The 19,804-nt window shown below is 61.4% G+C and carries 19 protein-coding genes and 1 tRNA gene; 16 read left to right on the forward strand and 4 right to left on the reverse strand.

Going from position 1 to position 19,804, the window contains the following annotated elements; all coding sequences use genetic code 11:
• Positions 1-43 precede the first annotated feature (43 nt).
• From AB7933_RS12390 to AB7933_RS12415, 6 genes are all read left to right on the forward strand, one after another.
• Positions 44-682 carry a TetR family transcriptional regulator C-terminal domain-containing protein gene (locus AB7933_RS12390; RefSeq protein ID WP_024074530.1) on the forward strand — a complete coding sequence of 213 codons (639 nt, stop codon included), beginning with the start codon at positions 44-46 and terminating at the stop codon, positions 680-682.
• A gap of 146 nt (positions 683-828) precedes the next feature.
• Complete coding sequence (locus AB7933_RS12395) at positions 829-1,620, forward strand: enoyl-CoA hydratase/isomerase family protein (RefSeq protein WP_024074531.1); 792 nt, start codon at positions 829-831, stop codon at positions 1,618-1,620.
• Positions 1,621-1,643: 23 nt separating this feature from the next.
• Positions 1,644-2,804: an acyl-CoA dehydrogenase family protein gene (locus tag AB7933_RS12400; RefSeq protein WP_024074532.1), complete on the forward strand. Its 1,161-nt coding sequence runs from the start codon at positions 1,644-1,646 to the stop codon at positions 2,802-2,804.
• Between the two features lie 18 nt (positions 2,805-2,822).
• Positions 2,823-4,931: an acetate--CoA ligase family protein gene (locus AB7933_RS12405; RefSeq protein ID WP_024074533.1), complete on the forward strand. Its 2,109-nt coding sequence runs from the start codon at positions 2,823-2,825 to the stop codon at positions 4,929-4,931.
• Positions 4,921-6,528, forward strand: a complete 1,608-nt coding sequence (locus AB7933_RS12410; RefSeq protein WP_024074534.1) for a 5-guanidino-2-oxopentanoate decarboxylase — start codon at positions 4,921-4,923, stop codon at positions 6,526-6,528. Before AB7933_RS12405 ends, AB7933_RS12410 begins: the two co-directional genes overlap by 11 nt.
• Before the next feature lie 135 nt (positions 6,529-6,663).
• The gene (locus tag AB7933_RS12415; protein WP_024074536.1) at positions 6,664-7,365 is read left to right on the forward strand and encodes an NAD(P)H-dependent oxidoreductase; all 702 of its coding nucleotides are present in this window, start codon (positions 6,664-6,666) and stop codon (positions 7,363-7,365) included.
• A 51-nt stretch (positions 7,366-7,416) separates the two neighbouring features.
• On the opposite strand, the gene AB7933_RS12420 is transcribed toward AB7933_RS12415, so the two are convergent.
• On the reverse strand, positions 7,417-8,508 hold the full coding sequence (locus tag AB7933_RS12420; protein ID WP_024074537.1) for a 3-deoxy-7-phosphoheptulonate synthase: 1,092 nt from the start codon (positions 8,506-8,508) through the stop codon (positions 7,417-7,419).
• A 621-nt stretch (positions 8,509-9,129) separates the two neighbouring features.
• Between AB7933_RS12420 and AB7933_RS12425 the strand changes: the two genes are divergently transcribed.
• Positions 9,130-9,876 carry a carbon-nitrogen hydrolase family protein gene (locus AB7933_RS12425; protein WP_024074538.1) on the forward strand — a complete coding sequence of 249 codons (747 nt, stop codon included), beginning with the start codon at positions 9,130-9,132 and terminating at the stop codon, positions 9,874-9,876.
• Positions 9,877-9,895: 19 nt separating this feature from the next.
• Positions 9,896-10,336 carry a GNAT family N-acetyltransferase gene (locus AB7933_RS12430; RefSeq protein ID WP_024074539.1) on the forward strand — a complete coding sequence of 147 codons (441 nt, stop codon included), beginning with the start codon at positions 9,896-9,898 and terminating at the stop codon, positions 10,334-10,336.
• Positions 10,337-10,371: 35 nt separating this feature from the next.
• Here the strand turns inward: AB7933_RS12430 and AB7933_RS12435 are convergent, their stop codons facing one another.
• The gene (locus AB7933_RS12435) at positions 10,372-10,611 is read right to left on the reverse strand and encodes a DNA-binding protein (protein ID WP_024074540.1); all 240 of its coding nucleotides are present in this window, start codon (positions 10,609-10,611) and stop codon (positions 10,372-10,374) included.
• An 83-nt stretch (positions 10,612-10,694) separates the two neighbouring features.
• On the opposite strand from AB7933_RS12435, the gene AB7933_RS12440 reads away from it, so the two are divergent.
• The 5 genes from AB7933_RS12440 to AB7933_RS12460 all read left to right on the forward strand — a co-directional run bounded on the left by AB7933_RS12440 (position 10,695) and on the right by AB7933_RS12460 (position 14,409).
• Complete coding sequence (locus tag AB7933_RS12440) at positions 10,695-11,051, forward strand: helix-turn-helix domain-containing protein (RefSeq protein WP_024074541.1); 357 nt, start codon at positions 10,695-10,697, stop codon at positions 11,049-11,051.
• A 159-nt stretch (positions 11,052-11,210) separates the two neighbouring features.
• Positions 11,211-11,852: a response regulator transcription factor GacA gene (gene gacA / locus AB7933_RS12445; RefSeq protein ID WP_003190387.1), complete on the forward strand. Its 642-nt coding sequence runs from the start codon at positions 11,211-11,213 to the stop codon at positions 11,850-11,852.
• A 1-nt stretch (position 11,853) separates the two neighbouring features.
• Positions 11,854-13,677 carry an excinuclease ABC subunit UvrC gene (uvrC, locus tag AB7933_RS12450; RefSeq protein ID WP_024074542.1) on the forward strand — a complete coding sequence of 608 codons (1,824 nt, stop codon included), beginning with the start codon at positions 11,854-11,856 and terminating at the stop codon, positions 13,675-13,677.
• 32 nt (positions 13,678-13,709) lie between these two features.
• Positions 13,710-14,270, forward strand: a complete 561-nt coding sequence (gene pgsA / locus AB7933_RS12455; protein ID WP_012723427.1) for a CDP-diacylglycerol--glycerol-3-phosphate 3-phosphatidyltransferase — start codon at positions 13,710-13,712, stop codon at positions 14,268-14,270.
• A gap of 63 nt (positions 14,271-14,333) precedes the next feature.
• Positions 14,334-14,409, forward strand: a tRNA-Gly gene (locus tag AB7933_RS12460).
• A gap of 168 nt (positions 14,410-14,577) precedes the next feature.
• Here AB7933_RS12460 and AB7933_RS12465 read toward each other — a convergent pair.
• Together AB7933_RS12465 and AB7933_RS12470 are read right to left on the reverse strand one after the other, a co-directional pair.
• Positions 14,578-15,735, reverse strand: coding sequence for an alpha/beta hydrolase family protein (locus AB7933_RS12465; RefSeq protein WP_024074543.1), 1,158 nt, complete (start codon positions 15,733-15,735; stop codon positions 14,578-14,580).
• Positions 15,736-15,933: 198 nt separating this feature from the next.
• Positions 15,934-16,845: a LysR family transcriptional regulator gene (locus AB7933_RS12470; RefSeq protein WP_024074544.1), complete on the reverse strand. Its 912-nt coding sequence runs from the start codon at positions 16,843-16,845 to the stop codon at positions 15,934-15,936.
• A gap of 314 nt (positions 16,846-17,159) precedes the next feature.
• Here AB7933_RS12470 and AB7933_RS12475 point away from each other — a divergent pair, with 314 nt between their 5' ends.
• The 3 genes from AB7933_RS12475 to AB7933_RS12485 all read left to right on the forward strand — a co-directional run bounded on the left by AB7933_RS12475 (position 17,160) and on the right by AB7933_RS12485 (position 19,779).
• On the forward strand, positions 17,160-18,098 hold the full coding sequence (locus AB7933_RS12475) for a VOC family protein (RefSeq protein ID WP_024074545.1): 939 nt from the start codon (positions 17,160-17,162) through the stop codon (positions 18,096-18,098).
• 15 nt (positions 18,099-18,113) lie between these two features.
• The gene (locus AB7933_RS12480; RefSeq protein ID WP_041160892.1) at positions 18,114-18,497 is read left to right on the forward strand and encodes a Rieske (2Fe-2S) protein; all 384 of its coding nucleotides are present in this window, start codon (positions 18,114-18,116) and stop codon (positions 18,495-18,497) included.
• A 157-nt stretch (positions 18,498-18,654) separates the two neighbouring features.
• A complete protein-coding gene (locus AB7933_RS12485; RefSeq protein WP_024074547.1) occupies positions 18,655-19,779 on the forward strand; it encodes an FAD-dependent oxidoreductase in 1,125 nt (374 codons plus the stop codon).
• The last annotated feature ends 25 nt before the right edge of the window (positions 19,780-19,804 follow it).

Below are 19,804 nucleotides of genomic sequence, written 5' to 3' on the forward strand. Positions count from 1 at the left end.
CTGATGTAGAGTCGTGCGGCCGACTCAACCGAAGGATACCCCCATGACCCAGGAAACCCGTTTCTCCCGGATGGACCCGGAGTTGCGCAAGGCCCATCTGGTCCAGGCCACGCTCACCTGTCTCAAGCGCGATGGTTTCCAGGGCGCTTCGATCCGCAAGATCAGCGCCGAGGCCGGGGTATCGGTGGGGCTGATCAGCCATCACTACTCCGGCAAGGATGAGTTGGTGGCCGAGGCCTACCGCACCGTCACCGGCCAGGTCATGGACCTGCTGCGCGAGACCATGGCCAAGGCCCCGTCCAGCCCCCGTGAGCGGTTGTCGGCGTTGTTCCGTGGCTCGTTTTCCGCCGAGCTGCTCGACCCGCAATTGCTCGACGCCTGGCTGGTGTTCTGGGGCGCGGTCAAGACTGCGCCGGCCATCAACCTGGCCCACGAACATTCCTATGCCGAGTACCGCACCATCATGCGTTCAGCCCTGGCCGACATGGCCCGGGAGGAGGGGTGGGAGCCGTTCGACGCCGACCTTGCGGCCATCGGCCTGAGTGCCTTGCTTGACGGGCTGTGGCTGGAGTCGGGGCTCAACCCCGGCACCTTCACGCCGGAGCAGGGCATCCAGATCTGTGAAGCCTGGGTCGACGGCCTGCAAGGCGCCGGTCGCCAGCGCTACCTGCTCAAACCCTGAGTTTTCGCGCCGCCTGGATGCAATGTCCGGGTCGGTATTGGCCTTTGGAAAATTTTACAGCCTGCCAATTGCAACCTTGCTGAACACTCGTTTAGTATCGCCCCATGTCGCACCCCTCAAGCCAATTAAAATAATTCGAGGAAGCCATGACTGCCGACGCGCCCGTGCTCACCCAAGTACAAGCCGGCATTGCCTGGATCACCCTTAATCGGGGTCCCCAGCGCAATGCATTGGATATCCCCACGCTCAAATACCTGCAGGCCTTGCTCGACGGCTTCAACCGCGACCCGGCTGTGCGCGCGGTGGTATTGACCGGCAGCGGTCGCAGCTTCTGCGCCGGCGCCGACCTCGCCGAATGGGCCGAGGCAGATGCTCGTGGCGCCCTGGAAACCTACGGTTGGACCGAAACCGCTCACGCCCTGATGACCCGCCTGTACACCCTCGACAAACCTACGATTGCCGCGATCAACGGCACCGCCGTCGGCGCCGGCATGGACCTGACCCTGTGTTGCGACCTGCGCATCGCCGGCCAAGCGGCGCGCTTCAAGGCCGGTTACACCAGCATGGCCTACTCCCCGGACGCCGGTGCCAGCTGGCACTTGCCGCGCCTGATTGGCAACGAACAAGCCAAGCGGCTGCTGTTCCTCGACGAGCTGTGGAGCGCCGATCGCGCCCTGGGGGCAGGGCTGGTGGGCGAAGTGGTCGCTGACGATCAACTGCACGCCCGCACCCTCGATCTGGCGACGCGTCTGGCCAACGGCCCGACCCTCGCCTTCGCCCTGACCAAGACGTTGATCCGTGAGGGCGCCCACCGCAGCCTGCCCGAGCAACTCCAGGCAGAACGCGCGGCAGGCCTGTTGTGTGGGCGCAGTGTCGATGGTGCCGAAGCCTTGCGCGCCTCCCTGGAAAAACGCCCGGCGAACTTCTGCGGCCAATAACAAGACCCCGAACAGGTAGCGCCATGAATTTCCAACTCAGCCAAGAACAAGACATGTTGGTGGACGCGGTACGCAGTTTTGTTGCCAGGGAGTTATTGCCTCACGAGGAGGCGGTAGACCGTGCCGACGCGGTTCCCCCGGAACTCGCCGCGCAGATTCGCGACACCGCCATCGCCGCGGGTTTCTACGCGTTCAACATGCCGGAAGAGGTGGGGGGCGGTGGCCTGGATTACCTGTCCCAGGCGTTGATCGAGCGGGAGTTGTCCAAGGTCTCGTGGGCGCTGCATGTGTTTGTCGCGCGCCCGTCCAAGATCCTGATGGCTTGCACCGGCGCGCAGATTGGCGACTACCTGTTGCCATGCGTGCAAGGCAAGAAAATCGACTGCTTTGCCCTGACCGAACCGGGTGCCGGCTCGGATGCCAACGCCATCAGGACCCGCGCCGTGCGCAGTGGCGATGACTTCGTGATCAATGGCAGCAAGCACTTCATCAGCCATGCCGGCCATGCCGACTTCGCCATTGTGTTTGCCGTCACCGACACCTATGAACACAACGGTCGCCAGCGCAATGCGGTGACTTCGTTCCTGGTGGACCGGGGTACCCCAGGCATGACCATCCGCCGGGGCCCCAAGTGCGTGAGCAACCGTGGTTACCACACCTATGAAATGTTCTTCGACGACTGCCGGGTCCCGGCCTCCAAGGTGCTTGGCGACGTGGGCAAAGGCTGGGACGTGGCCAACGCCTGGCTCACCGCCGGCCGCGTAATGGTCGCCGCCAATTGCGTCGGCCAGGCCCAGCGCGCGCTGGATGTATCCCTGCAATGGGCGGCGGACCGCAAACAGTTTGGCCAGCCCATCGGCACCTATCAGGGGGTGAGTTTCAAGTTGGCCGACATGGCCACGCAGATTCGCGCTGCCGAATTGCTGACCCTGCACACCGCCTGGAAGATGGATCAGGGCAGCATGACCGACGGCGAGGCCGGCATGGCCAAGCTGTTTGCCAGCGAAACCCTGGGTAAGGTCGCTGACGAAGCTGTGCAGATTTTCGGTGGCATGGGCTTGATGGATGAAGGCCCGGTGGAGCGTATCTGGCGCAACGCGCGGATCGAACGGATCTGGGAAGGCACTTCGGAAATCCAGCGCCATATCATCGCCCGCGAACTGTTGCGGCCCCTGTTGCGTTGATCGGCGCGGAGAACGCTCATGTCCCAGGCTATTCGCGACAATCTCAAGCGCCTGCTGGCGCCCCGGCACCTGGCGTTCGTCGGCGGGCGCAGCATGGCCCGTGCCCTCAAGCGTTGTGCCGAGGGTGGCTTTACCGGGCCGATGTGGCTGGTCAATCCGCAGCATGACCACCTCGAGGGTATTCCCTGTGTGCGCCGCGTCGCCGACCTGCCGTGCGGCCCGGACGCGGTATTTATCGCCACCCACCGTGAGCTGACGTTGACCTGCGTCGCCGAGCTGGCGGCTATCGGCACGGGCGGCGCCATCTGCTATGCCTCTGGCTTTGCCGAAACCGGTGCCAGTGGCGCGGCGTTACAGCAGCAGTTGCTGGCGGCGGCGGGGCAGATGGCCTTGCTGGGGCCCAACTGCTACGGCCTGCTCGACTACCTGCACCGCTCGGCGCTGTGGCCGGTGGCCCATGGCGGCAAGGCCGTCGAGAAGGGCGTGGCGGTGCTGACCCAGAGCGGCAACTTCGCCTATAACCTGTCGATGAGCGATCGCTCGTTACCGGTGGCCTATATGGCTTCGGTGGGTAACCAGGCGCAGCTGGGCGTTGCCGAACTGATGGATGTGTTGCTCGATGAACCACGCGTTACTGCCATCGGCCTGCACCTGGAAGGTTTGAAGAATGTGCCGGGGTTTGCCCGCGCCGCGCATAAGGCGCTGGAGAAGGGTATTCCGATTATCGCGTTGAAAACCGGCGTGTCGCAGATCGGTGCCGAGCTGGCGTTGAGTCATACCAGTTCGTTGTCCGGCTCCGATGTGTTGTACGACAGCCTGTTTGCGCGGCTGGGCGTGATCCGGGTCAGTGGCCCGGTGAGTTTTGTCGAGACGTTGAAGGCGGCAGCGTGCGGCAATCTACCGGGCGGCCATCGCCTGATTGCGCTGGCCTGTTCCGGGGGCGATGCCGGGCTGATCGCAGACTATGCCGAGCGCAACCGCCTGGCCTTGCCCAAACTGGATGAAAACCAGCGCGGTGAACTGGCGCAGGTGTTGCCCAGCTACGCCAACCTGGTCAACCCATTGGACTTCACCACTGCCATCTGGGGCGATAGCACGGCACTCAACAGCATGCTCGACACGGTCCTGCGTACCGACGCCGATGCTGCGATGCTGGTACTGGACTACCCGGCTGAATTCACCGGTGAGCGCCAGGAATGCGACCTGTTGCTCGAGCTGTTCTGCAATGCGCTCAGTCGGCACGGCAAGACCGGTTTCGTCACTTCGGCTTTTCCCGAATTGCTGCCGCTCCATGCCCGTGAGCGTTTGCATGCCCAAGGCATTGCTGCGTTGCAAGGTGTGGAGGACGCACTCGCAGCCTGGGGACGGATCGCTGGGTATCAACATCAGCGGCGCATCTTGCTGGCGCGGGGCGAATCCCGCCTCGCTCCGCTGTGCCCCCTCCCTTTGCAAGGCCAGGGCCTGGCGCTGGATGAGTGGGCGTCCAAGCAAGCCTTGCGGGTTTTCGGCTTGAACACCCCGGCCGCGGTTTTGAGTACACCGGGGCGGGCACTGGCCGATGCGAGCCTGTTGGGCTACCCGCTGGTGCTCAAAGCGGTCAGCGCTCAGTTACCGCATAAAACCGAAGCCGGGGCCGTGGCGCTGAACCTGCAAAACGGCGAGGCCCTGGCGACTGCGCTTGAGCAGATGCGCACGCACATTGCCGCGTACGCACCGGGTGTGGTCTTCGATCAATTGTTGCTGGAATCCATGGCGCCGCCGCCGTTGGCCGAGTTGATCGTCGGCATCAAGCGCGAGAATGACTTCGGCCTGGCCCTGGTGATTGGCGCCGGGGGCGTCCTGGTGGAATTGCTCAAAGACAGCCGCAGCCTGCTGCTGCCCACCACGGATGATGCGATCCGCCATGCTGTGCTCAGCTTGCGCAGCGCTGTCTTGCTGCAAGGCTTTCGCGGGCGCGAGGTGGCGGATATGGACGCGTTGGTCGCCGCCATCCGTGCAGTGGCCGACTACGCATGCGCCAACGCCGGGCAATTGCTGGAACTGGATGTAAACCCATTACTGGTCAATGCCCAGGGCGCCACGGCGGTCGATGCGTTGATTCGTTTAGGAGATGAGCATGCACGATAAAACGATGACCGGCGGCCAAGCCCTGGTGCGATTGCTGGCCCACTATGCGGTCGACACGGTGTTCGGCATTCCCGGCGTGCACACCCTGGAGCTGTATCGCGGGTTGCCTGGCAGCGGCATTCGCCACGTGTTGGCTCGCCACGAACAGGGCGCAGGCTTTATGGCCGACGGTTATGCGCGGGTCAGCGGCAAGCCGGGGGTGTGCTTTGTGATCACCGGGCCCGGCGTGACCAATGCGGCAACGGCCATCGGCCAGGCTTACGCGGACTCGATCCCGATGCTGGTGATTTCCAGCGTCAACCACACCGCCAGCCTGGGCAAGGGCTGGGGCAGCTTGCATGAGACCCAGGACCAGCGGGCGATCACTGCGCCGATCACTGCGTTTTCAGCGGTGGCCTTGAATGCCGAGGACTTGCCCGAATTGATCGCCCGTGCCTATGCCGTGTTCGACAGTGAGCGGCCACGGCCGGTGCATATCTCGGTACCACTGGATGTGTTGGCGGCGCCCATTCAAAGGGACTGGAGCCATGAGGTGGTGCGGCGTCCCGGGCGCGGCCTGCCTGCGGCGCACTGCCTGGATCAGGCGGCGGCGAAACTCTCTGCGGCCAGGCGCCCGATGATCATTGCCGGCGGTGGCGCGCTGGCGGCCGGTGCGGTGTTGCGGCGCTTGAGCACAGTGCTGGCGGCACCGTTTTTCACCAGTGTCGCGGGTAAAGGCCTGTTGCCGATCGATGACCCGTTGAATGCCGGTGCGACCCTTTGCGTGGCGCCGGGCTGGCAACTGATCAGCGAGGCGGATGTGGTGCTGGCAGTCGGCACCGAGATGGCCGACACCGATTATTGGTGCGAGCGTTTGCCGCTCAAGGGCGAGCTGCTGCGGGTGGATATCGACCCGCGCAAATTCAATGATGTCTACCCCTGTGCGGTGGCGCTTAACGGCGACGCCGAGCAGACCTTACGGGCCTTGCTGGAACGCCTGCCGTCTGCACCGCGCGACGCTGACGCGGCGGCATCACACGTCGCGACGTTGCAGCAGGCAATAGCGCGGGGGCACGGTCCATTGCAGTCGATCCACCAGGCCATTTTCGAGCGTATCCACGCCGAGTTGCCCGTCAACGCCTTCATCAGCAGCGACATGACCCAACTGGCCTATACCGGCAACTATGCCTTCCAAAGCCGCGCGCCGCGCAGCTGGCTGCACCCCACTGGCTACGGCACGCTGGGCTATGGCCTGCCGGCGGGCATCGGTGCCAAGTTCGCCGCGCCGCAACGCCCGGGGTTGGTGCTGGTGGGCGACGGCGGTTTTCTCTACACCGCCCAGGAACTGGCGACCGCCGTCGAGGAACTGGACAGCCCGCTGGTGGTACTGCTGTGGAACAACGACGCCCTTGGCCAGATCCGCGATGACATGCTGAGCCTGGAGATCGAACCTATCGGCGTGCTGCCGCGCAATCCGAATTTCGCGCTGCTCGGCCAGGCATTCGGCTGCACGGTGAACCAGCCACAGAACCTGGATGAACTGCAAACGGACTTGCGCAACGGCTTCAAGCGCAATGGCGTGACCTTGATCGAGCTGAAACATGCCTGTGCCTGTTGACCTTCAGAGGAGCAAGACCATGGGCGAACACCACATGACTCAAGCCATGCACCTACGGGACATCCTCAGACCCAGCGTCGTGGCCGAGCGGTTTGACTGGCCCAACGGGCGGCGCACACTGCTTGAGGAACTGACATGAAAGTTTTGATTGTGCATGCCCATCCGGAGCCGCAGTCGTTTACCGCCGCGTTGCGCGACCAGGCCATCGCCACGCTGCAAGGACTGGGGCATGCGGTGCAGGTCAGCGATTTGTACGCCATGAACTGGAACCCGGTGGCATCGGCGTCGGATTTTTCCACCCGAGAGAATCCCGACTACCTGGTGTACGCCCTGGAGCAGCGCCTGGGGGTGAAAAAGCAGTCGATAGCGGCGGATATCCAGGGCGAGCTGGATAAGTTGCTGTGGGCCGATCTGTTGATCCTTAATTTTCCGATCTTCTGGTTCTCGGCACCGGCGATGATCAAGGGGTGGATCGACCGGGTGCTGGTGTCGGGGGTGTGTTACGGCGGTAAGCGCTTTTACGATCAGGGTGGGCTGGCGGGCAAGCGGGCACTGGTCACGGTAACCTTGGGTGGGCGCGAGCATATGTTCGGCGAGGGGGCGATTCATGGTCCGTTGGAGGAGATGTTGCGCCCGATTCTGCGCGGGACGCTGGCGTATGTGGGGTTTGAGGTGCTGGCGCCGTTTGTGGCATGGCATGTGCCGTATATCAGCACGCAAGCGCGGCAGGATTTTCTGATGGGGTACGAGCAGCGGCTGCAAGGGCTGGCGGATGAGCAGCCCCTGGTGTTCCCGAAACTTGAGCAGTTCGACGAAGCGCTGCACCCCCTGTCCTGAACCGAACATCCCTCCGATGGGGGAGGGGGCCTGTCCCCTCCCAGATGCCCGTCAGTGGGCTGCGCGGTGTTCCCGCAAACGCTCTGCCGCATTGCGCAGCAACTGCTCGGTGCTATCCCACCCCAGGCAACCATCGGTCACCGACACGCCATAGTTCATCGATGTGCTCAACGGCTGGCAGCCTTCGAACAGATGACTTTCCAGCATCATGCCGATCAGAGCGGTATCCCCTTGCAGGCGTTGCTCCAGCACATCATTGAACACCGCCGGCTGACGCAGCGGGTCTTTGCCGCTGTTGGCATGGCTGCAATCGACCATGATCCGCGCGGCCACCTTGGCCTTGGCCAGGTCGAGTTTCACCTGGGCCACACTCTGCGCGTCGTAATTCGGCCCACGGTGACCGCCGCGCAGCACCAGATGGGTGTCGGGGTTGCCCGAGGTCTGGATGATCGCCGGGTGGCCCTGGCTGTCGACGCCGAAGTGTCGATGCGGGTGGGAGGCCGAGCGCATCGCGTCACAGGCAATCGCGACGCCGCCGTCGGTACCGTTCTTGAAGCCCACGGGCAGGCCCAGGCCGCTGGCCATTTCGCGGTGGATCTGCGATTCGGTGGTGCGCGCGCCAATGGCGACCCAACTGAGCAGGTCGTCGAAGTAGCCGGCGGCCATGGGTTGCAGCAGCTCGGTGGCAACCGGCAGGCCCAGGCGCAGCATTTCGCGCATCAGCTCGCGGGACAGGGTCAGGCCAGCGGCCATGTCGTCGCTGCCATCCAGGTGGGGATCGTAGGCCAGGCCTTTCCAGCCGATAGTGGTGCGCGGTTTTTCGACGTAGGCGCGGATCACCAGCAGCATCTGGTCGCTGACATCCAGGGCCAGCCTCTTCAGGTTGCGCGCGTATTCCATGGCCGATTTCGGGTCGTGGATCGAGCAGGGGCCGACAATCACCAGCAAGCGAGAGTCGTCGCCATTGAGGATGGCACGCACGGCTTGGCGATGGGCGTGGATCTGCTGGTCGAGGAACGGGCTGAGGGGCAACTGGTGCTTGAGCTCAAGCGCGCTGGGCAAGCGCTGGGTCAGGGCTTCATTGGCGCTGGTCAAGGCGCTGTTCAGGGCAGAGAGGGGCAGAGCGGCGACGGAGGAGTTCATATTCAAGGCTTCCTGGGCAAGCGGCGGGCTGTTCCCGCACGCTTGGCCCTACTGGGGTGTTCGACAATTGGCCGTATTGGCTACGTGAGTTGGCTTGCCACCAATAGGTGACCGATCGGAGGCGGCAGGCTGTCCCGAGCGGAGCTTGCTAAATCGCCATGCAGTGGAAGTGTCGTAGCGGTAATAAGTGGCGTAGTTCATGACGTGATTCCTTTAAGTGTTCTTGATCAATCAAAAAAAGTGGCGGCCTGAAAAAACAAAACCCCCGGTCGGGGAGCCGACCGGGGGTTAGATTTCTCTGGTAGGCGACCCCTTGAGTAGTGGGCGCCGATTTCAGGTATCAGGCGCGCCAGTGGCTAAACCAATACCCAAAATAAAAGCTGACCAGTGCGCTCAAACCGTTAACGCGGGTAGCCACGACCGAGCGCGGGGCGCTGGAAGCAGGGCAAACCTGGGTTTGGGTGAGTTGCAACATGGTATGTCTCCAAATGATGGGGGGAGCTTACTAGAGGCTTGCGGTTGGATTCAATCAGTAATTTCTATTACGTGGAGGTACTTACGACTATGGGGGGAGTGCCGATATGCTGGTCGCACTTCGATAATGATTGCGGGGACGCGACCATGACTGCCTTGACCCTTGCAGCAGCCCAAACAACTTCCATCGCGGGCGATGTGCCGGCCAATCTTCAGCGGCACCTGGCGTTCATGCGGGCGGCAGCCGGCCATGGCGTGCAATTGCTGGTGTTCCCAGAGCTGTCATTGACCGGGTATGAACCGTCCCTGGCGGATGAATTGGCCATAGCGCCTGAAGACGCACGGCTGGCGCCCCTGCGGGAAATGGCGCGAGAGCTGCGGTTGACGGCGGTGGTGGGCATGCCGATCCGATTGGCTCCAGGCACAGGCGTGTTGATCGGTGCCCTGGTGCTGGGGGCGGATGGCTCCTTGGGGGTCTACACCAAGCAGCATCTGCATCCCGGCGAAGAGGTGGCATTCATTGCGGGACAGGGCGGTGCAGCGTTGGCGTGGGGAGACGATCGGATTGCGCTGGCGGTGTGCGCAGATTTCTCCCACTCAAGTCATCCGCGCAATGCCGCGCAATCGGGAGCAAACGTGTATGCCGCCGGCGTGTTGATCAGCGAGGCTGGCTATGCTGCCGATACCACTCTGTTGCAGGGGTACGCGGCTGAGCACCGTATGCTGGTAGTGATGGCCAACCATGGGGCCCCAACGGGCGGCTGGACCTCTGCCGGGCAAAGTGCCATCTGGGCTGCCGATGGCCTGGTTGCTGCGGCGTCCGGCACTGGCGAAGCACTGGTCATTGCGCGTCGCGAGGCTGGGCGCTGGACCGGACGGCAGGTGGCGATCTGAAAAGGGAGGGCGTGACGGTATGACATTCCACTTGCGCGAGGCGACGGATCAGGACCGGCTGTTTGCACGTACGCTCACCCGTGAAGCGATGAATCGTTACTACGAGCAATTCGGTTTCATCTGGTCCAATGAAGGCTTCGATACAGCCTGGGCGGGACGAGAAAGCTGGTTGATCTGTCGCGACGATGCCGTGATAGGTTTTATCAGCCTGAGCCGGGACGATGAGGCGCTGTTCATCCGCGAGTTACACCTGGTCGAGGCGTTTCGCGGGCAAGGCGCGGGCAGTTGGGTGTTGGAGCAGATGGTCCTCAAGACTCGCGCGTTGGGTTTGAGGCTGCTGCGTCTGACGGTGTTCAAGACCAATCCTGCCAGGTTGCTTTATCTCCGGCACGGATTGAATGTCGTCCGGGATGAAGAGTGCTTCTGGCAAATGGAGCGTCTTTGTCAGACTCTCGACTAAAACAGGCACTGCACTTGAATTAGCGCATACTGGCTTCAGGAAACTACTTCTCTATCGCTGTGCTGGACTTCAGGTTCATCCAGGATAATCCCTTCTTTCATGCCCAACAGCACTGCCACCTTGTGGGCCTCTCCACGCCGTCCCTTTTTGCGCCCAGCGAGCACTTGATACGTGGTTGCCGGGTCCACGCCGTGTTCCCGGGCGAATGCTTGAACTGATTTACCTTGGTGTTCAAGCCAAGCCTTGGCTTGTGCAGCGGTGCGGATTCCGGGCATAGTTCAAAACCGTTCAAATTTGTTTAACCAAGGGATGAACGTATCACCTCTTGGGGTGTGCCAATTTAGGATCATACATCCAAATGAGTGGAATCGGTTCGCGTTTAAGGCAAGAAAGAGAGCGGCTTGGCCTGTCGCAAAAAGTTTTTGGTGAGATAGGAGGCGTAGAGGCCAACGCCCAAGGCAAGTATGAAAACGGAGGGCGCGCACCGAAAGCGGATTACTTGTCGCGCGTGGCAGCGAGAGGTGTGGACATCCTGTACGTGTTGACGGGCACTCCTACTCCGACGCAACTGGATAACCTGAGTCATCTCGAAGAAAAAGTCCTGGGCAACTACCGGGCAATGTTCAAGGAGGACCAGGATGCGATCCGGCGCTTGACCTCAACCTTGGCCGAGCTTTCATCGATAGTGAACGATAAACTCAAGCCGCTGCCCTAGGGTTCCTGACCTTTTGCCCAGGAAACAACGCTGTTCCTCACCCGAGGAACAGGCGCAGCGCGTTTAAACTCTATATATATGACACTTGCAACTAGGTCTGTGCCTTGGTTTTTGCTAAGGTGCTCGGCAACCTATAAGACCATATCGCGAGGTGTCTGCTTGATTAGGGTGCTAGTAGTCGATGACCATGATCTCGTTCGTACAGGCATTACACGAATGCTGGCTGACATCGATGGCCTGCAAGTAGTCGGCCAGGCTGAATCGGGGGAGGAGTCCCTGATCAAGGCTCGGGAATTGAAGCCGGATGTGGTGTTGATGGACGTGAAGATGCCTGGGATTGGCGGTCTTGGCGCCACCACCAAGTTGTTGCGCAGTCACCCGGACATCAAGGTTGTAGTGGTGACCGTATGTGAGGAAGACCCGTTTCCGACCCGCCTCTTGCAGGCAGGGGCGGCGGGTTACCTGACCAAGGGTGCGGGCCTGGCAGAGATGGTGCAAGCCATTCGCCTGGTGTTTGCAGGCCAGCGTTATATCAGCCCACAGATTGCCCAGCAGTTGGCCATCAAATCTTTCCAGCCCACCAGCGACTCGCCATTCGATGCGCTGTCGGAGCGGGAAATCCAGATCGCCTTGATGATTGTCGGTTGCCAGAAAGTACAGACAATCTCCGACAAGCTGTGCTTGTCGCCAAAGACCGTCAATACCTACCGCTATCGGATTTTCGAGAAGCTCGCCATCAGCAGTGATGTTGAATTGACCCTGCTCGCGGTCCGCCACGGCATGGTGGACGCCAGCGCCTGACATGACCACACCGTTTGATCCAAGTGCCTTCCTCTCAACCTGCAGTGGTCGCCCCGGCGTGTACCGCATGTTCGACAGCGAGGCACGCCTGCTCTATGTCGGCAAAGCCAAGAACCTGAAAAACCGCCTGGCGAGCTACTTTCGCAAGAGCGGCCTGGCGCCCAAGACGGCCGCCCTGGTGGCGCGCATCGCCCAGGTCGAGACGACCATCACGGCCAATGAAACCGAAGCGCTGCTGCTGGAACAGACGCTGATCAAGGAGTGGCGGCCGCCTTACAACATCCTGCTGCGCGACGATAAATCCTACCCCTACGTGTTTTTATCCGACGGTAACTTCCCACGCTTGAGCATTCATCGTGGCGCGAAGAAGCAGAAGGGCAAGTACTTCGGCCCTTACCCCAGCGCCGGCGCCATCCGCGAAAGCCTGAGCCTGCTGCAGAAGACCTTTTTCGTGCGCCAGTGCGAAGACAGCTTCTACAAGAACCGTACGCGGCCGTGCCTGCAATACCAGATCAAACGCTGCAAGGCGCCCTGTGTGGGCCTGGTGGAGCCGGCGGAGTACGCCGAAGATGTACGTCACTCGGTGATGTTCCTCGAAGGTCGCAGCAATGCCCTGACCGATGAACTGTCCGGTGCCATGGAGCAGGCAGCCAGCACCCTGGATTTCGAGCGCGCTGCCGAGCTGCGTGACCAGATCTCCCTGTTGCGCCGTGTGCAGGACCAGCAAAGCATGGAGGGCGGCACCGGCGACGTCGACGTGGTCGCGGCTTTCGTCAACCCGGGCGGCGCCTGTGTGCACCTGATCAGCGTGCGTGGCGGGCGGGTGCTGGGCAGCAAGAACTTCTTCCCGCAGACCGGTATCGACGAGGAAGTGGCCGAAGTCATGGCCGCCTTCCTTGGCCAGTACTACGTCAGCAGCCCCGAGCGCGACTTGCCGTCCGAATTGATCGTCAACGTGGTGCATGAAGATTTCCCCACATTGATCGAGGCGATCCACGAACTGCGTGGTCGCGAGCTGGACATCAGCCACCGCGTGCGCGGCACCCGTGCCCGCTGGCAGCAACTGGCCGTGACCAATGCCGAGCAGGCCCTGGGGGCACGTCTGGCCAATCGACAGCACGTGGCCGCACGCTTCGAGGCCCTGGCCGAAGTCCTCAACCTGGACGAGCCACCCCAGCGCCTGGAGTGCTATGACATCAGCCACTCCAGCGGCGAGGCGACGGTGGCCTCGTGCGTGGTATTCGGGCCGGAGGGGCCGATCAAGTCCGATTATCGGCGCTATAACATCGAAGGCGTCACCGCTGGCGACGACTACGCCGCGATGCACCAGGCCCTCACGCGCCGCTTCAGCAAGTTGAAGGACGGGGAGGGCAAACTGCCCGATATCCTGCTGGTCGATGGCGGCAAGGGCCAGTTGTCCATGGCCCGTGACGTGCTTAACGAACTGGCGGTGCCTGACCTGATCCTGCTCGGCGTGGCCAAGGGGACCACGCGCAAGGCTGGTTTCGAGACGTTGTACTTGAATGATGCCGCCCATGAGTTCACCTTGAAGGGCGACTCCCCCGCGCTGCACCTGATCCAACAGATCCGCGACGAGGCGCATCGTTTCGCCATTACCGGCCATCGTGCCCGTCGCGGTAAAACCCGGCGAACTTCAACGCTGGAAGGGGTTGCCGGGGTTGGCCCGACACGCCGACGCGATCTGCTTAAACATTTTGGTGGCTTGCAGGAGCTATCCCGTGCCAGCATTGACGAAATTGCCAAAGCTCCCGGTATCAGTAAAAAGCTCGCTGAGTTGATTTATGCCAATCTGCACAGCGAATAGAATGCCTTCTCACCTCGTAGCCAGTTGTGCCGATGAATATCCCTAATCTGATCACCGTTCTACGCGTTCTCCTTATTCCGATTTTCATTCTGTTGTTCTATTTGCCGTACGAGTGGAGCTATATGGCCTCCAGTTCGGTATTTGCTTTTGCTGCCGCAACCGACTGGCTTGATGGCTACCTGGCTCGCCGCCTGGAACAGAGCACGCCGTTCGGCGCATTCCTCGACCCGGTGGCCGACAAATTGATGGTCGCCGTGGCCTTGGTCCTCCTGGTGCAAGAGCACGGTAACCTGTGGTTGACCTTGCCGGCCGCCGTAATCATCGGGCGCGAGATCGTTGTCTCGGCCCTGCGCGAATGGATGGCCGAAATTGGTGCCCGTGCCCATGTGGCAGTCTCGAACATGGGCAAATGGAAAACCGCCGCGCAGATGCTTGCACTGGTGATCCTGCTGGCCAACCCGTCGGATTTCACCTTCTGGGTGCTGCTGGGCTATGCCTTGCTCCTGATCGCCGCTGGCCTGACGTTGTGGTCCATGCTCCAGTATTTACGCGCTGCCTGGCCGCATCTGCGTACCACCGTTGAAAAGAAATAAAACTTTTTTGAATCAAGGGGTTGACGGGTGGTGAGGATTCTATAGAATGCGCATCACCAAGACGCGGGAATAGCTCAGTTGGTAGAGCACGACCTTGCCAAGGTCGGGGTCGCGAGTTCGAGTCTCGTTTCCCGCTCCAAAATTTAAAAAAGCCACTCATCTGAGTGGCTTTTTTTTTGTGCCTTTGCCCCACTTGGAACATTTGAATACAGGACTCGGGCCCGTTGTGCATAACATCGCCGAGTCGTGCAGTTGTAGTTTCAGGCAAGGCCGACACTTGCCGAGGGCCTGGTACGTTTGACCCCCATCATGCGGTATGACCACCGAGCACTTCAGCCACCCAGTCGGCAATGTACTGACCGGCATTGATGCTGTTATCAAAACTTGAATGCTGCACACCCCCTTCGCGTTCGGTGAAAATTTTCAGCTCGCGTTTTGGACTGTTTACCAGTTGCTCATAGGTTCGGTGTGCCCACTTAAGCGGAATCTGCGAGTCCTTTTCACCGTGGGTGACCAGGAAGGGCACCTTGATGCGATCCAGGATGCCGTCCAGATGGACGTTCTCTGCGATGGTCATGAATTCGTCCGTATCCTTGGCGCCCCATACCCACGACACATGCGACCAGTAATGCGGCACCGGGAAACTGCCTTCCTTTTCCATGCGACGCTTCTGCACATCACGCCAGTCATGGTTGGCCCCCCACACTACGCCGCAAGCGAAGCGCGGTTCGAAGGCGACCGCGCGCGGGCAGTAATAGCCGCCGAGCGACACGCCTTCCAGGCCAATACGTTTGGCGTCGATGTCGTCGCGGGTTTCCAGCCAGTCCACCACGCGGCTGGCCCAATGCTCGCTGTCGAAACGCGCCGTCAGGTGATGCAGGCGCAGTGCTTCGCCCGTGCCGGGTTGGTCGATGATCAATGACGACACGCCACGTTTGGCCAGCCAGGCGGGCAGGCCGACGCGGTATTTCATTTCTTTGGTGGAATCCAGTCCATTGACCTGCACCAGAATCGGCGCCGGGCCGCTGACGCCTTCGGCACGAACCAGCAGACCGGAAAGGTGTTTGCCTTCGTAAGGGATCTCAACGCGCTCGCAGTTTTCTCGCGCCAGCTCGATACCGCGTTGGAAGGTGTGCAGAAAGCGTTGGTACAGCTGCGTGCGGCCAGGAGCACCATGGGCCTGCAGGCGTTCGCAGCTCAGGTAATAGGTGGCGGCGCGGTTGTATTTTTCGCCGGCTGACAGCATTCGGCCTTTGGCTTCGTCTTCTTCAGCCAGGCCGCACAGCTTGTCGGCCATGTTCGCCCAGGTTTCACGGAAGGCCTTGCTGCCGGCGGCGTCCGGCTGCTTGGCGGCTTCTTGCAGTGGCGCACACATCTCTTCGATTTCGCCGATGCGGGCGCCCATTTCAATGGCCAGATCGACGGAGAGATTCCATACGTAGTTGGTCGGGAAGTAGCGAAACATGAGGGTAATTGTCCTTGTGCAAGCAAAGGCAGACGGCCAGGTCTTGAGCGGTGATCGCCGGACCTGGCGGTTCGAAGCAGGCTAAGGGGAGGCCCATTGTTTGGCTAATCGCGAGTCAGGATGGGAGGTATTGCGAACGCAGATAGAACGTATGCGCGCCGTCGACCCGAGGGTTTCTACTCGCCCTTCAAGCAGCCACTACTGCTCCAACTCGTTGATGATTTGACTGATCTTCGCCCGCAGCCAACGGTGCATCGGATCCCCCTCCATGGTCCGGTGCCATAGCATGAACTCACGCATCACCGGGATCTTCACCGGGGGTTGCACGATGCGCAGCGGCAGGTAGTCGGCATAGAGCCTGGCCATGCGCTGGAGCATGGTGGCCACGCGTTGGGTGCCGACGATCAACTGCGGCAAGGTGTTGAAGTCGTGGGTCACCACTTCCATGCGCCGCGTGAAACCGTACTGGCTCATCAGCCATTCTTCGACGCTCAACTGCCGGTTTCGGCCGAAAATCACCGAGACATGGCCCATCTCGATGTACTGATCGAGGGTGATGCTGTCGCCCACTTGGGTGTTGCCGTCCCACACCACGCAAACATGCTCTTCTTCGAACAGCAGTTGCGATGGGTGGCCTTCGATCAGGTAGCGCTCGGGCACGATCATCATGTCGGCCTCGCCGCGCATCAGCAGCTCGGTGGAGGCATCGCCAGGGCCCAGCAGTTCGAAGGTAATGTGCGGGGCTTCCAGGGAGATCTTCTGGATCACCCGGGCAAACAGAACGCTGATCAGATAGTCCGACGTGATCAGGCGAAAATGGCGCTTGCTGGTGGCAGGGTCGAACACCGGTTTGGCGGTGATCGAGGACTGGATCGTCAGCAGTACCTGGCGCACGGGCGCCGCCAGTTCGCGGGCGTAGGGCGTGGGTTGCATCTTGCGCCCGACCTGCGCCAGCAGTTCGTCTTCGAAGTAGAGGCGCAGCCTGCCCAGTACGCCGCTGGTGGCGGATTGGGTCATGTGCAGGCGTTCGGCGGCGCGTGTGATGTTCTGCTCTTCCAGTAACACATCCAGCGCCACCAGGAGGTTGAGATCCAAGTGGTTAAAACGCATGGCGGTCTCGATTCTTGTATTTATTTTGTAAATACCTTCCGGCCTTCCTATCGCGCCGTCAAGCCCCCTGACGAGGGGCGTCGGCCTGTGTCTTTGGATTTTTCCCCGTCATTGGGTGCTGCGCGACCAGGTATTGCGTTTGCCGATAGGTCGCATCCCGACAAGCGATTAGTCAGTACGTTTTTGCCACTTCAGTATCGGCCCACAGTCGGTTGGCCGTGACGCTCTATCGACTCCACAACCAGCATCAGCAGCGCACTGCCAGGCATTGCTGTCCGGCCCGTGTGCTGAATAATTCAAATGGAGTGGTAACAATGAACATCATTGGCCTTGATGCCTTGATTTTTGGCGTCGACGACATTCAAGCCTGTACCCATTGCCTGCGTGACTATGGCCTGCAACCTGTCGATGTCGACAGCGAGGGCGGCCGTTTTGAAGCCCTCGACGGCACGGCCGTGATTATCCGTCGTGCTGACGATGCCCGTCTGCCGGCGGCCATCGGGCCAGCGCCCTCGATTCGTGAAACCATTTATGGCGTGGCCAGCGTCGCTGATCTTGAGGCAATCGCCGATGAGTTGGGGCGCGATCGCCTGGTGACCCGTGGCGCGGATGGTTCGGTGCACAGTGTGGACGATATGGGGTTTGCCCTGGGTTTCCAGATCAGTGTACGGCGCCCCTACAGCGCGCCAGCCGACCTGACCAATGCGCCGGGCCATGCCCCCCAGCGTCCGGTCAACCAACCGGGCATCACCCCCGACATGCAGGCCCTGCCACGTACCCTTTCCCATGTGGTGTATTTCGTGCCGGATGCGGCCAAGGCCGAGGCCTTTTACAAACGCCTGGGCTTCACGACCACCGACACCTTCGTGGGCGCCGGCCCGTTCATGCGTCCAGCCGGTTCCGATGACCACCATTGCCTGTTCATGATCCAGACGCCACCGCACATGAAGGGTTGCGAGCACTTCACCTTTCACATGGGCAGCGGCACGGAAGTGCTGCTGGCCGGGCGCCGTTTCGAACAGCAAGGCTGGACCAGCTTCTGGGGGCCGGGCCGTCACCTCTTCGGCTCCAACTGGTTCTGGTACTTCAACAGCCCGCTGGGCTGCCACATCGAATACGACGCCGACATGGACAAGCACGATGACGCCTGGCAAGCGCGCCAGGCGCCGTTGTCGGCGGATAACTCGCAGTTGTTCCTGTTCACGTCCCGGGAAAAATGGTTCCCCAGCGGCCCGCCGCCCAAGCAGGCCTGAGTGCGGATTTCGTCCATGAGTCACGACGTGATTGCGCTATGTCGCCTGGATGAACTGCTCGAAGGGCAGGCCCGCGGGTTCGATCCCCTGGGCACGGGAAAGGACAGCGTGTTTGCGCTGCGCCATGGCGGCGAGGTGCGGGTTTATCGCAACAGCTGCCCGCACCTGGAGGTGCGCCTGGAGTACCGCAAGGACCGTTTTCTCAGCGTCGATGGCAGCCAGATTGTCTGTTACGCCCATGGTGCCCGCTTCCTTCCGGACAGTGGCCTGTGCGTCTACGGGCCGTGTCTGGGCGAGCACCTGACGGCTTTGAAATGGCAGGTGCAGGCCGATTGGCTGGTGCTTGAAGCGGGTCAATTGGAGGCGTGTGCACCTGAGTCAACGTATCGCGGTTGCTGATACATCGTATCCCTACATGCGATTAGTCAAACGCCTGCTTTGCCGAGAAAGTGAGCACAACGCGCTAGCGAATGCGTGCAGAAACAGCCGGTAGTGAGGCTTCGGATCGCTCCGGCAGAACGCTTGCGTGAATAACAAGAATAAGAGTGAGACAAGCATGAACGCAGTGAAAAAGGTGCTTATCGTCGGTGGTGGTATCGGTGGATTGTGCGCCGCAATCGCGTTGCGTCGCCAGGCTATCGAAGTCGACCTGGTCGAGCTCAAGACGCAGTGGACAGTCTACGGTGTCGGCATCATCCAGCAGAGCAACGTTGTGCGTGAGATGGCCAAGTTGGGTGTGTTGGACGGTTACCTGGACGCTGCCTACGCGTTTGAGGATGTGACCATCAATACCACGGCCGGTGAACAGCTGGCGCGAATTCCCGGCCAACGCCTGGCGGGCCCCGAGTATCCGGCCAACGTCGGCATCTCGCGCCTGGCCCTGCATCAAGTCCTCAGCGAAACCACGATTGCCCTGGGTGCTTCGATTCGCCTGGGCCTGAGCGTGCAAAGCCTGGAGCAGGTGGACGAGGGCGTTGATGTGCTGCTCACCGATGGCAGTCGCGATTGTTACGACCTGGTGGTAGGCGCCGATGGTCTGTACTCGCGAATACGCGGTTTGCTGTTCGGTGAGCAGTACCGGCCGCGTTTCACCGGCCAGTCGGTGTGGCGCTACAACTTCCCACGCGCGGCTGGAATCGATCACCTGGCGACCTTCCAAGGCCCCGCCGGCAATGCCGGGCTGGTGCCGCTGGGACGCGACCAGATGTACCTGTTCGTCACCTCTCATGAACCCGCCAACCCGAGGATGGATGCCGCCACGCTGGCGACCCAGATGCGCCAGCGCCTGAACGGTTTCACCGGGCTGATCGGTGAACTGCGCGAGCAGATCCTCGACAGCGACCAGGTGGTCTACAAGCCGCTGGAGGTGGTGTTCGTCAGCGAGCCCTGGTACCGCGGCCGTGTCGTGCTGATTGGCGACGCGGTGCACGCCACGACGCCGCACCTGGGCCAGGGCGCTGGCATGGCCATTGAAGATGCGGTGGTGCTCGGCGAAGAGCTGGTCGCCGACGGCAGCGTCGAACAGCAGCTCGAACGCTTCATGGCGCGCCGATACGAGCGCTGCAAATTCATCAGCGAAAGCTCGGTGCTGGCCGGTGACAAGGAAATGACCCACGACAGCGGCTTCGACCGGATCGGCCTGGTCAGGCGGATGCTCGAAGTCACGGCAGAGCCCATCTAAGGCCCGGCAAGACCGAATTCGCGCT

Source organism: Pseudomonas gorinensis, from assembly GCF_042015035.1.
Lineage (GTDB): Bacteria > Pseudomonadota > Gammaproteobacteria > Pseudomonadales > Pseudomonadaceae > Aquipseudomonas > Aquipseudomonas gorinensis.